The sequence below is a fragment of the Pedobacter sp. B4419 genome (assembly GCF_059693725.1).
Genome location: NZ_JCASSL010000002.1, coordinates 437,534 through 450,955, shown reverse-complemented (window position 1 = coordinate 450,955; position 13,422 = coordinate 437,534). Strand labels below are relative to the sequence as shown.

The following is a 13,422-nucleotide window of genomic DNA, read 5'->3' as shown; positions in this document are numbered from 1 at the left end:
AAATCGAGAGGCCTGCGTTTACGTGGGCCTTTTTTATCAGTACTAATTAAGGAGAAACGACACATTTTTTTGCTATTTGCCCAAGTGCAAAACCTTTTGGAATAAAAAGAAAACCAACGTGAAATTTTGTTGTATTATGTTTCGGGATAATTACTTACTTTTACAGCCCGCTTATGGAACAGATTAAAACATCATTTGATTTCGAAAAGCCTTTAGCTGATTTAGTACAGCAGATAGAAAAGGTGAAACAAGTTGCCGAAAAAACCAAAGTAGACATGTCTGCAACTTTGGCCGAGCTTGACGAGAAATTAGCCGAAACCCGCGCAAATCTTTATACAAACTTAACAGGCTGGCAAAAAGTTCAGATGTCGCGTCACGCCGAACGTCCGCAAACTTTAGATTACATCAGCCTGATTTGCGATGATTTCATCGAATTGCATGGCGATAGAACGGTAAAGGACGACAAGGCAATTATTGGTGGTTTCGCCACCATTGATGGACAAACGGTAATGATTATCGGCCATCAAAAAGGCAAGAACACCAAAGAGCGGCAATACCGCAATTTTGGTATGGCCAATCCTGAAGGTTATAGAAAAGCATTGCGTTTAATGCGCCTGGCCGAAAAATTTAACAAGCCTGTAATTTCTTTTATCGATACCATGGGTGCTTACCCGGGTTTAGAAGCTGAAGAACGCGGACAGGGTGAAGCCATTGCGCGTAACTTATTGGAAATGTCGGTACTTAGAGTGCCTATTATTTGCTTTGTAGTTGGCGAAGGCGCTTCTGGTGGTGCTTTGGGAATTGGTATCGGCGATAACGTTTACATGTTAGAGCATACCTGGTATTCTGTAATCTCTCCCGAATCATGCTCTTCAATTTTATGGAGAAGCTGGGATTTCAAAGAGAAGGCTGCCGAATGTCTTAAACTGACTTCAGAGGATATGTACAAAAACCATTTGATTGATGGGATAGTGAAGGAGCCATTGGGTGGGGCGCATCAAGATCCATCACTGATGGCACAAACCTTAAAAGAACAGATCCTAAAAGACCTCAAAGCTTTAAAGAAACAAAGCCCTGATAAACTGATTGCTGCCAGGATCGACAAATTCTGCTCGATGGGTGTAGTAAACGAAGGTTAACAGAAAAATATACATTAAATGAAAGGCCATCTAAGCAATTTAGATGGCCTTTTTTGCGAAAGAGACCTCGGCTCAGCATCAGATCTTTTATTGGCTGGTGTCTTCACCTGCCAAAATAGTTTATGGATTATCGCTTGTTCTTTTATTGTTTCGGTTGGTGAGGACGCCAACCGATAAAAAAATGGTTTCGGTTGATGAGGACACCAACCGATAAAAAAAAATGATTTTGGATGTTGTTTATTCTTTTATTGGCTGGTGTCTTCACCTGCCAAATAATTATAGACCATCACCTGTCATTTCATGGTTTCGGTTGGTGAGAACACCAACCGATAAAGAAAAATCATGACTTATATGCCATCGTTGGTGTTCCTCACCAACGATTTGGATAAATGCCTATAAAAGCTTGTTGGTGAAGAACACCAACAAAAGCGGCATAAAAAAAGCCAGGATAGTGTTTCCTGGCTTCTTAATGTTGTTATTGAAAATTATCTTCCCTGTGGCGGACCAAAAAATTGGCTAAACCTGCCATACAGTTCATTGTACTGCTTGTTCAAATCATCGGCTAACTTGGTCTGTTTGTATTGTGAGGCCACCCTAGCCATTGGCTCTAGCCCATACATTAAGCCCATCTGAACATTTTGTCCGCCAACCAATTGGTCTTTGCTTTTTGAAACATCTGCCAAATAGCTGATTTCTTTTTGGATATAGTCCGCCGATTTCTTGATCAGGTTATTTGCTTTTTCGGTTTCGCCTAAAATATAAAGATTCTGCGCCATGGTAGGCATGCCCATCATTAAACGGAGACCGTAAATTTTGGTAGGCATTACTTCATCGTACCTGCGCATTACTTTTTTAGCGTCTTCAATTCTGCCCGCTTTGATCAATCCAGTAGTTAAGCTGTTGAAGATGTTATTGAAAATCGAAATATCGTCTGTAGATTGAGAATCCAAGTAGCTGGCAGTTTTAATATTGCCCCATTTGAATTTATTCATCACATGGTTATACATCGGATCCAAATTAATAGCTTGCTCCCCAGTACTTGCCAAAGCCGTATCAGGTTGCAATGGCAATAGCCTTAAGGCCAAGCCTTCGCTATACAAGTAATTGTCTAAACCATTAAACTGCTCTGAAGGCACTGTGCTACAGAAGTATACTGGTCTTTTCCAATTGTTATGGGCCAAAATATCGAACATGGCCAATGTGCCTTTGGTTACATAGCCTTTGTTGAACTTCCATACTAGCTCAGGCGTAATCTTGGATGCTTCGCCAGCTGGTACAGTACCTGTGCTGATGACGTCTTGTGGATTTACCGTTAATTTGAAATTTTTTGTTGGAATGATGTTGGTATAAGAGCCATCTGATAAAGCCATTTTATCGTCTTTGTCTTCAGACAATAACAAATCAACAATTTGTTTTAGCTCTACCGGATCTTTAATCTGGTAGTCTTTATAATACATCACGTCTCTTTCTCCAGAAACATACTGCGATTCTTTCATGGTGATAGGCAAAGGCTCAGATTGATGAACTTTTTTACGCATGCCATTAATGTACCAATCTGTATCGAATAAGCTCAGGTTTACCAAGCGGATATCCGGACGAATGTTTTCTACTTCTTGTGCATACCACAGCGGGTAAGTATCATTGTCACCATAAGTAAACAAGATGGCATTAGGCGCACAAGATTCAAGGTAGCTTACCGCAATATCGTGGGCTACCATTTTGGTAGAACGATCGTGGCCTCGCCAGCCTTGAGCACCCATGAGCACAGGAGCACAGCCCAAAGCAATCACTGTAGCACCAATGGCACCAGTTTGTGGAGTTAATTTTTTAAATACCCATTCTTTAAGGGCCAATACACCTAGGCCAATCCAAATGGCAAAGGCATAGAAGGAACCCACATAGGCGTAATCCCTTTCCCTTGGTTCCATTGGCTTTTGATTAAGGTAAAGCACAATAGCCAAACCTGTACAGAAGAACAATAACGCAATGATGCCACCATCCTCTGGTTTGCGTTTAAAGTGCCAAATCATCCCTAACAAGCCCAATATCAATGGCAAGAAGAAAAAACGGTTATAAGAAGTACTTTCTGTAATTGATGGAGGCAAGTTGCTTTGATCGCCCAAATTAATGGCATCGATAGCTTTAATGCCACTTAATGAACGACCTTCGTACAAGCTGCCCTGTCCTTGGTCTTCATTTTGGCGGCCTGCGAAATTCCACATGAAGTAGCGGAAGTACATAAAAGAAGACTGGTAGCGCAAGAAGAAACCAATATTGTCTATCGTACTTGGGAAACGCTGGTCGTCAAAGCCCATAAAGTCTTTATAATAATTGATATGGCGCTGCTCGTCGCTGTACATCCTCGGGAACAAAACTTCGTGTTGCAGGCGACGGATACTGTCTGGGAAGATTTCGTTTTCTCCATAAACATGTTTGCTTTTTGTGCCCGCGATCTCGTATTTGGTAGCGCCTTTTCTATAGATGTTTCCTTGTTCTACGCTGATTGGCTGTGAACCATCGTCCTTGTATTTTGGAATAGAGTTATAGTTGGGGCCAACCAATAAAGGCCTGTCTCCATATTGCTCACGGTTCAAGTAGCTCAAGAAAGAGAAAGCGTTATCAGGATCGCTATTGTTGAGGTTAGGCTTGGCTTGGGCCCTGATCAAAATCATGGCGAATGAGCCATAACCGAAAATGATCAATGTAGCCGACAACAAAGCAAGGTTTAAGATTTTCTTTTGGCGTTTGATCGAATACCTGATTCCGAAAACCAATCCGCCAACCAATAAGATGATAAAGAAAAGTACGCCGCTTCCGAAGCCTAAGCCTAAAGTATTCACGAAGAAAAGGTCGAAATAGGCGCCGAAAGAAACCAAGTATTGGATGATGCCATATTGAACGGCAGCTAAAATCAGTACACCAACACCAAAGGTTTTAAGGATACCAGTGGGAGTAGGTTTGCTGTTTTTTCTGAAATAATAAACAAAAGCGATAGCCGGAATGGTTAACAAGTTGAGGATGTGGATACCGATAGATAAGCCCATAATATAGGCAATGAAAAGCAGCCAACGATCGGCACGAGGCTCATCGGCAATGGCATCCCATTTTAAAATGGCCCAGAAAACAATGGCAGTAGCCAAAGAAGAAAGGGCATATACCTCGGCTTCAACTGCCGAAAACCAAAAACTGTCTGAGAATGTATAGGCGAGCGCACCTACAAGACCTGCGCCCATAATGCTGATCAATGTAGCATTGCTGATGGTTTCGCCTCCTTTAACCAATACTTTTTTGGCCAGGGCTGTGATGGTCCAGAATAGGAACAGGATGGTGGCGCCACTGGCAATTGCCGAACCTAAATTCATAAAATAGGCTACTTTGGTATTATCGCCCATGGCAAAAATTGAAAAGAAGCGCTCTATCATTAAGAATAAGGGAGCACCTGGCTGATGCACAACCTGCATTTTTAAGGCCGAGGCAATAAACTCGCCACAGTCCCAAAAACTAACCGAAGGTTCTAAGGTTAAAATATAGGTTAACGTTGCTATAAAGAAACAGATCCAGCCAACGATGTTGTTTATTTTCGAATAGTTCATTTTATAAATGGGATAAAATAAATGCCTTAGCACATCATAAGGCTGCCGAAAATAAAGAAATAGATTGGAATAAGCATAAACATTTAAGGTCTTTTAACAAAATTTATACGTTGAATTGGGCTTTAGAGGAGGTTGGAAAAATATTTTCACTTTTTTTCAATTCGCACTTGCAGATATAAAAAATGTGCGTAAATTTGCATTCCATTTCGGAACAAACGATACGAGATGGCAAATTGTCCGATAGTATAAGGGTAGTACAACGGTTTTTGGTACCGTTTGTCTTGGTTCGAATCCAGGTCGGACAACAAGTTTTTTCGGATTGTGAATAATTCGCAATCCGATTTTTTTTAACCAGCATTGATACCCGCAAATCATGCCATTGCAATTTAACCCAGTTAAAATTTTTGCCGGAACGGGCACTAAAGATTTAGCTAAACAAATTGCCGACGCTTACGGCAAACCACTAGGAGACGTAACTTTAAGTCGGTTCAGCGATGGCGAGTTTCAACCTTCTTTTGACGAATCGATTAGAGGTTGCGATGTGTTCCTGGTTCAGTCTACCTATCAGCCTTCCGACAATTTAATGGAGCTTTTGCTCATGGTCGATGCCGCCAGAAGAGCTTCTGCGCATTACATTACTGCAGTGGTTCCCTATTATGGCTTGGCCCGTCAAGATAGAAAAGATAAGCCACGTGTAGCCATTGGCGCCAAGTTGGTTGCTAATTTATTAAAGGCCGCAGGTATCCATCGCATTATGACCATGGATTTACATGCAGCCCAAATTCAAGGTTTTTTTGATATTCCGGTTGATCACTTGGATGGTTCGGTGATTTTTGTGCCTTATATCAAAAGCTTAGGCCTTGAAAATTTAACCATTGCATCGCCAGATATGGGCGGTTCCTACCGTGCCCGTACCTTCGCCAAGTTTTTTAATGCGGAAGTGGTCATTTGCGATAAACGCCGTAAACGTGCCAATGAAATCGAATCGATGTCGATTATTGGTGATGTAACCGGACAAGATATTGTATTGATCGACGACATTTGCGATACTGCCGGAACATTGGCCAAAGCAGCTGCCTTGATTATGGAAAACGGTGCCAAAAGTGTGAGAGCAGTTTGTACACATCCGGTACTTTCGGGTAAGGCATACGAAACCATCGAAAACTCTGTTTTAGAAGAACTGATCGTAACTGATACTATTCCTTTGAAACAGCAAAGTGATAAAATAAGAGTGCTGAGCACTGCCAAGTTATTTTCAAAGGCTATTGCCAATGTAAATGAACATGGTTCAATCAGCGATTTGTTTAGAGTATAGGGCGATATGCGATTAGCGTATTGGGATATGCGTTTGAACGCGAAACACTGAACGCGAAACACTAAACAAAAAGGAAAGCATTTTACAAATTAATATATATCAAAAATGAAAACAATCGCAATTAGCGGTTCTCTTAGAGAGAACGTAGGGAAACGCGATGCCAAAGAACTTCGCTACGAAGGTAAAGTTCCTGCGGTATTGTATGGTGGTAAAGAACAAGTACACTTTTCAATTACCAGAACTGACTTAAACGACGCTATCTATTCACCAGAAGCTAGTTTTGTTGAAATCGCAGTAAATGGCAACAAAGTAAAAGCTATCGTAAAAGATACGCAGTTTCACCCACTAACCGACTTATTATTACACGTAGATTTTCTTCAGTTGTTCGACGACAAAGAAATCATGATGGAAATCCCAGTTAAATTAACCGGAACTTCACCAGGCGTTAAAATGGGTGGTAAATTGGTTCAAAAACTACGTAAGCTACGTGTAAAAGCATTGCCTAAAAACATGCCACAAGTAGTAGAGGTAAGCATTGCCAAATTGGAAGTTGGTAACTTATTCCGTGTTCGCGATTTACAATCTTCGGATTATTTCGTAACCAACACACCAGAAGATACTATCGTTTCTGTAGGTATGTCAAGAGCATTGAAACAAGCAGAAAACGACGCTAAAGGAAAATAATCAACAGATTATCCCAAGCGGTATTAAAGAGCGGTACAAAAGCAATTTTGTACCGCTTTTTGTTTTTATTAGTTCATTACCTGATGAATTCATTTGCCCCTTTGCCCCATGGACTATCAACTATTAACCATCAACTATAAACTTCCGACTTCGGACTACGGACTTTGGACTTTAGACTTGTCTCAAGGATTATTATCTTTACACCATGAAGTACCTAATTGTGGGCCTAGGAAATATTGGGCCAGAATATGCCGATACACGCCATAACATTGGTTTTAACATTGCCGATAAGCTGGTAGAGGAATTAGAGGGGAGTTTTGAACTGCTTAAACTGGCCTATTATGCAGAAGTTAGTTTCAAAGGCAAAAAACTGCACGTGATTAAGCCTACTACCTATATGAACCTGAGCGGGAAAGCAGTGAACTACTGGATGAAAGAACTGAAAGTTGTTCCAGAGAACGTATTGGTACTGGTTGATGATTTGGCATTGCCTTTAGGGAAGCTTCGAATGAAACTACAGGGGAGCAGTGCAGGCCACAACGGACTGAAGAGCATTGAAGAGCTTTGTGGCGGACAGAACTATGCCCGTTTGCGTTTTGGCATCAGTGATAATTTTAGGAAAGGCCAGCAGGCCGATTATGTATTGGGCCGGTTTGATAAAGACGAACAAAAGGAGCTGCCAACACTGATCAACCGTGGGGTAACGATGATCAAAAGCTTCGCTACCATCGGTGCGGCGCAAACGATGACCCTTTATAACAAATAAACTAAAATCACGTATTACCTTGTAAATCGGCTTATTTTCTGGTGAAGCACGCTAGGCTTGAACGGTTTGCCAACAATATCGTTGGCACCGGCCTCAATGGCGGTTTCCCTGTCCATATCCAACACGCCTGCAGAGAAAGCAATAATTGGAATGTATTGCTTGCCAGGTATAAAGCCCGATCTTATTTTTTTTGTGGCTTCTAAACCATCCATTACCGGCATATAAGTATCCATCAAAATAAGGTCGTAGTCGTTCTCCCTCAACGCATCCAAGGCTTCTTGGCCATTGGTTACCACTTGAGTAGTTACTTTCCAGTCTTCCAAGATCTTAACCACCAAAAATTTATTGATCGGGTTATCTTCGGCAATCAGTATACGAACCCCATCTAAATCTGGTAGGGCAGTAGTTACTTCAACTTCTTTCATGTTTTTCTTGCCTTCTATAAATTCGTACCATTTGGTAAAGCTAAAGGTGCTTCCTTTGCCTTCTTCGCTTTCTACTTCGAGCACTCCCCCTTTCAATTCTGCCAGTTTTTTAACAATGGAAAGGCCAAGACCCGTGCCGCCGTATCTCGAAATGCGATGGTCTTCTACCTGTTCGAAAGATTCGAATATTTTGTCTCTGAAATTAGCCGAAATGCCTATTCCGGTATCTGAAATAGAGAAACGGATATGGGCATTGTTGCTTTTTTTGTTGAGTACCTCTGCCTTGAACCTTACTTCGCCCTGATTGGTAAACTTAATGGCATTGCTCAACAGGTTCATGAAAATCTGGTTGAGCCTCAGCGAATCGGCAATGATGATATCCGGTAAATTCTCATCCAGGTCGAGTATGAGTGCTATGCTCTTTTCCTTGGCCCTGATGTTGAGCAGGTTTGTAGCCTGTGTAGTCAGCAAGCGGATATCGGTTTCGGCAAAATTCATCCTGAATTTTCCAGCCTCGATTTTAGAAATATCCAAAATATCATTAATCACTCCCAAAAGCGATTCAGAAGATACTTCGAGCAATTGCAGCATCTCTTGCTGCTGTTCGTCGAGTTTGCTTTTTTTGAGCAAATGGGTGAGGCCGATAATGCCGTTAATCGGCGTACGGATTTCATGGCTCATGTGCGCCATAAAATTTTCTTTGGCTCTTTTTCCCTGTTCAGCTTCTTCCTTTGCCTTGATCAGGTCAGCCTGAAAATGCTCGAGCTGCAGGTTTTTTTGTTTGATCTCCCTTTGGCTGCGCACTACTTGTATAAAAGAATCGACCTTGGCGGAGGTAATATAAGGATCTAGTGGCTTGTAAAGGTAATCGATAGCACCTACGTTCAGGCCTTTGATGGCGTATTTGGTTTCTATAGAGATGGCGGTTACAAAAATAACCATGATCTCCTGTGTACGGGGATTATCTTTTAATATTTCTACCAGTTCAAAACCATCCATACCGGGCATTTGCACATCCACTAAGGCAATGGCAATGTCCTTTTCCCAGCAGATGCGCAAAGCTTCGTTGGGAAGGGTTGTAGTAATGATATTAATGTCTTCTTGGTGCAATAGGGCTTCTAGCGCAACAATATTTTCAGCTTTATCATCTACAATAAGAAGATTAATTTTATTCATAGCGCTATATTATTTTTTGATAGATATTGTTTTTTTTGTCAATGATTTTAAAATTCTTTAGGAGGGATGTGTTTCTGATGGTTTCTTTACTGCCGAGGCATAGGAAACCGAATATAGCCAAGCTGTTGTAGAAGAGTTCGATGACCTTGGTCTGTAGTTCTGCGTTGAAATAAATGAGTACGTTGCGGCAAACAATAACCTGAAATTCGTTAAAAGGCCCGTCTGATACGAGGTTGTGTACAGAAAAAAGTGTATTTTTTTTCAGTGCGCGTATCATAGATGCGGCATCATACTTGGCTGTATAGTAGGCGCCAAGCGAATGGCTGCTGCCCATTGCCCGGTAATTTTCTGAATAGAGTTTCATTTGGTGCAGGTCATAAATCCCTTCTTTTGCCTGTTCAAGGGCATTTGGATTGATGTCTGTACCATAAAAGAAGCTGCGTTGATATAAATGGTGCTCTTTGAACAAAATGGCAAATGAATATAATTCCTCACCCGTTGAGCAACCCGCGTGCCATATTTTTAAATGTTGGTAAGAACTGAGGTAGGGGATGGCATTGTCAATGAACGATTTGTAAAAAGAAGGATCTCTGAACATTTCGGTAACGTTCACGGTAATCTCCGCCAAAAAATGATCAAAATAATGCTGATCGTTGGTTAATATGTTCACCAGATCGGGATAATCCAGCCTTTCCAGTTGCATAATCCTGCTTACCCGTCTTTTGAGAGAGGCCGTACTGTAGTTTTCAAAATCAAAACCATGCACTTTTTTGATGAGGTGAATCAGCGATTGCAGCTCTTTTTCGGTGATGGTTTCTTCCGTAGGGTTAGGTAAGCCTCTCATGGTTTAATTAGCTAAGCCAAACACGCATCATCGACAATAGTTTGTCAACGTCAACAGGTTTGGAAATATAATCGTTGGCACCTGCTTCTATGCATTTTTCCCGGTCGTTTTTCATGGCTTTGGCCGTGAGCGCAATAATCGGCAACTTGCCAAACTGTTTGTCTTGCCTAATGCGGCGCATCGCTTCGTAGCCATCCATTTCTGGCATCATAATGTCCATCAATACCAAATCAACCTGCGGATTTTCTTCCAGCTTTTTCAATGCCTCCACACCCGTATTGGCAATCACTATGTTAATGTCGTAAAATTGCAGCGCACTTGAAAGGGCAAAAATATTGCGCATGTCATCATCGGTGATCAGGATGGTTTTATTCTTGAGCGCTTTTTCTAATGTTGTCGCTCTTTTTTTGCCAGTAGGAGCAGGAATGGCACTTGGCAATGGCCTGTTGCCCTGCTTTTGCAACCTATTCATAAACAAGCTTACTTCATCGAGCAACCTGTCATTAGACTTGTTGCTTTTGAGAACCATGGCTTCGGTATATTTCATAATCTGAGCCATCTTGTCCTTGTCGAGCTCCATCGCCGTATTAATGATCACTGGAATATGTGTCCACTCAGGGTTGGATTTGATCTGGTCTAAGAGGTCGAAACCCGAAATATCAGGTAGTTTTAAATCGAGGATGATACAATCAAAAGTCTGCTCTTCCAATATGGCCATGGCTTCTTTGCCCGTGTAGGCCTGCGAAACCTTCACCCCTTTTTGAATCAGCTGTTCTTTGAGCGTATTGCTTTGCATCACCTGATCTTCTACCAAAAGCACATTGCTAAAAGTAAATGAATGTTGCTGGCTCAGCAATTCGAAGGCATGGTCTAGTTTTTCCTTTTCTACAGGTTTCTTTAAAAAGCCAATGGCCCCTTCTTTTTCGGCTTTGGCTACCTTTTCATCGCCAGCCGACATCATGTGCACCGGAATATGTTGCGTAGCAGGGTTTTCTTTTAGCTTTTTAAGAATGGTCCAGCCATCCATTACCGGAAGCATTACATCCAACACAATGGCATCTGGCAATAATTCGGTGGCCATTTCCAAACCCTTGTCTCCACTATGCGCTACCATTGGTGTAAAGCCTTTTTCTATGGCGTAGGCTTTTAATATCTCGGCAAAATTCTCGTCGTCTTCTACAATCAGCAGGCTGTGTTTGCCTTCGGGATTGCTTACGTAAATTTCTGTAAGAAGAGTCTTTGGTACCTCTCTAGGTGCACTAATGGTGGCTGCTTGCTGTATAAATTCGCTTTTAGCCTCTTTGTTTGCCGTAAGATTTTGTGGCAGGAACAAAGTAAAGGTACTTCCAATGTCTGGCTCGCTCTCAATGTGGATTTCGCCACCTAACAAATTCGCCAACTCGCGACTAATGGACAAACCAAGTCCCGTGCCGCCATATTTTCTGCTGGTTGAACCGTCTTCTTGCTGAAAAGCCTCGAAAATAACACGTTGCTTATCTTTTGAGATCCCAATGCCACTATCGTTAACGGAAAAGTATAAAGGCGGATTGGTTTGATTGATTAACCTGCTGTGAGGCCCAAATTGCGTTGCCTTGGCCAATCCAACTTCCAGTTTTATTTTTCCATGTTCCGGTGTAAACTTAAAGGCATTGGACAAAAGGTTTTTGATGATCTGTTCGAGCCTGCCTTGGTCGGTAATGAACTCTTTTGGAAGGTCTGTGGCCAAATCTATCGTAAAATTGATTTTCTTGTTGTTGGCCACTTCTGCAAATAAAGCTTCTGTGTTGTGCTTTACCTCGGTGATATCGGCGTTTTGTAGGTTGATGTCGATGTTGCCCGATTCGATTTTAGAAAGATCAAGGATATCGTTGATCAGTGTGAGTAGGTCGGTACCTGCATTATGGATTACACCGGCATACTTGATCTGTTCTTCCTGTAGGTTGTTTGGCCTGTTTTCCTTTAAAATCCTAGCCAAAATCAAGATGCTGTTTAAAGGCGTTCTTAACTCGTGGCTCATGTTGGCCAAAAATTCAGACTTGTATTTGCTGCTCAGTTCCAGTTCTTCCGCTTTTAGGCTAATGGCTTCTTTGGCCTGGTTGATGGAGGCATTGCGTTCCTCTAATTGCTGGGCTTTTTCTTCTAGTTCGGCATTGGCATGCTGCAGTTCTTCCTGTTGCACCCTTAACTCTTCTTCCGATGCCTGTAAAGCTTCTGTTTTATACACCAGTTCTTCATTAGTGGTGCGCAGTTCTTCCTGCTGACTGGCCAGTTCTTCGGCCTGTTGCTGTGTTTGTTCAAAAAGCTGTTTCAGTTGCAAATGTGCCAGAGCACTGTTTAGCGCAATGCCAATGTTCTCGGCAATATTATTGATCAGCTCCAATTTATTCGCTTGTGGCTCTACTAAAAAGCCCATTTCTGCTACGGCAATAGCTTTGTCTTCGAAAACTATCGGAACCAGAAAGAGATAGTTGGGTGCAGTTTCGCCCAGTGCCGAATTGATCTTTACATAGCCATTCGGAACTTCTTTAATGTATTTCGTTCTTTTTTCAACTGCTACCTGGCCAACCAAGCCTTCGCCAAAGCGGATACTGTTTTTGCCACGGGTTTCATAAGCATAAGAACCACTTAAATAAAGCGACTGCTTTTTATCGTCAACCAAAAATAGGACCCCAATATTTGCATCGATATAGTTGCAAAGGGAAGAGATGATATTGTTGGCCAAATCATCAACCTCTTGTTCGCCACGCATGGCCTCATTAATTTCGGCCGCGCCGCTTAATAGCCAGTTGTTATGTTTGTTTTGGGCAGATATTTCGGCCAGCTCTCGATTGGTATCCAGGATTTCTTTTTCGGTTTCCTTTTGCTGGTCAAAAGTACGCCTGATGTAGCGCAACAAGAATAAAATAAGGCCAAAAATAACTGCAGCACTTAAAATCACTACAATATTGGTAGTTTGGCTTTTCTTTTCATTGTTGATCTTGCGTTCGTTAAGCAAGGCCAATTCGTTATTAACAAAAATATCATTGACCCTTAAAAAATTCTGCTTTGCAATTTGGCCCCTGCTCTCCAGCGCATGCTCTTTAGCGGCTTCAAAGCCCTTATTGTTTACTGTTTGGATCGTTACTTTCATGTCGTCAACTTTTATTGACGCATAAAACTCCAAGCTATCTACCAGCTTGCGCTGTTGCGGATTGTCTGTAACCTGTTTTTTTAACTGATCAAGATTAGGTAAAATCTTGTTGATGCTGTTATTGTAAGGATTTTTGTAATGATCGTTTTCTGTAATCAGATAGCCCCTCAGTCCAGTTTCGGCATTTAGCAATTCGATTTCGGTTTTTTCGGCAAGGCTGATAACTGCATGCGAATGGGTTACCCACTCAGAACTTTCTGTAAATGCCTTGATGCTGAAATAGGAGGTCAAAGCAGAAATAAATACAAATATTAAGGACACAACAAACCCCGTAAGGACCTGTTGTTTGA

At 41.7% G+C, this 13,422-nt stretch carries 8 protein-coding genes; 4 read left to right on the top strand and 4 right to left on the bottom strand.

Annotated features, from left to right (window positions below; all coding sequences use genetic code 11):
* The first annotated feature begins 173 nt into the window (after positions 1-173).
* Positions 174-1,139 carry an acetyl-CoA carboxylase carboxyltransferase subunit alpha gene (locus AC570H_RS13690; RefSeq protein ID WP_497355713.1) on the top strand — a complete coding sequence of 322 codons (966 nt, stop codon included), beginning with the start codon at positions 174-176 and terminating at the stop codon, positions 1,137-1,139.
* A gap of 485 nt (positions 1,140-1,624) precedes the next feature.
* Here the strand turns inward: AC570H_RS13690 and AC570H_RS13685 are convergent, their stop codons facing one another.
* Positions 1,625-4,732, bottom strand: a complete 3,108-nt coding sequence (locus AC570H_RS13685; RefSeq protein ID WP_497355711.1) for a glycosyltransferase family 117 protein — start codon at positions 4,730-4,732, stop codon at positions 1,625-1,627.
* 373 nt (positions 4,733-5,105) lie between these two features.
* Here AC570H_RS13685 and AC570H_RS13680 point away from each other — a divergent pair, with 373 nt between their 5' ends.
* From AC570H_RS13680 to pth, 3 genes are all read left to right on the top strand, one after another.
* Complete coding sequence (locus AC570H_RS13680) at positions 5,106-6,047, top strand: ribose-phosphate pyrophosphokinase (protein ID WP_497355709.1); 942 nt, start codon at positions 5,106-5,108, stop codon at positions 6,045-6,047.
* Positions 6,048-6,152: 105 nt separating this feature from the next.
* Positions 6,153-6,731, top strand: coding sequence for a 50S ribosomal protein L25/general stress protein Ctc (locus tag AC570H_RS13675; RefSeq protein ID WP_497355707.1), 579 nt, complete (start codon positions 6,153-6,155; stop codon positions 6,729-6,731).
* Positions 6,732-6,936: 205 nt separating this feature from the next.
* On the top strand, positions 6,937-7,497 hold the full coding sequence (gene pth, locus AC570H_RS13670) for an aminoacyl-tRNA hydrolase (protein WP_497355705.1): 561 nt from the start codon (positions 6,937-6,939) through the stop codon (positions 7,495-7,497).
* Between the two features lie 14 nt (positions 7,498-7,511).
* Here pth and AC570H_RS13665 read toward each other — a convergent pair whose 3' ends face one another.
* The 3 genes from AC570H_RS13665 to AC570H_RS13655 are packed head-to-tail and all read right to left on the bottom strand — an operon-like array spanning position 7,512 to position 13,393.
* Entirely contained in the window at positions 7,512-9,098 is a 1,587-nt protein-coding gene (locus AC570H_RS13665; RefSeq protein ID WP_497355703.1) for a hybrid sensor histidine kinase/response regulator, read from the bottom strand.
* Positions 9,099-9,102: 4 nt separating this feature from the next.
* Positions 9,103-9,942, bottom strand: coding sequence for a CheR family methyltransferase (locus tag AC570H_RS13660; RefSeq protein ID WP_497355701.1), 840 nt, complete (start codon positions 9,940-9,942; stop codon positions 9,103-9,105).
* Positions 9,943-9,949: 7 nt separating this feature from the next.
* Positions 9,950-13,393 carry a hybrid sensor histidine kinase/response regulator gene (locus tag AC570H_RS13655; protein ID WP_497355699.1) on the bottom strand — a complete coding sequence of 1,148 codons (3,444 nt, stop codon included), beginning with the start codon at positions 13,391-13,393 and terminating at the stop codon, positions 9,950-9,952.
* Positions 13,394-13,422: the final 29 nt, after the last annotated feature.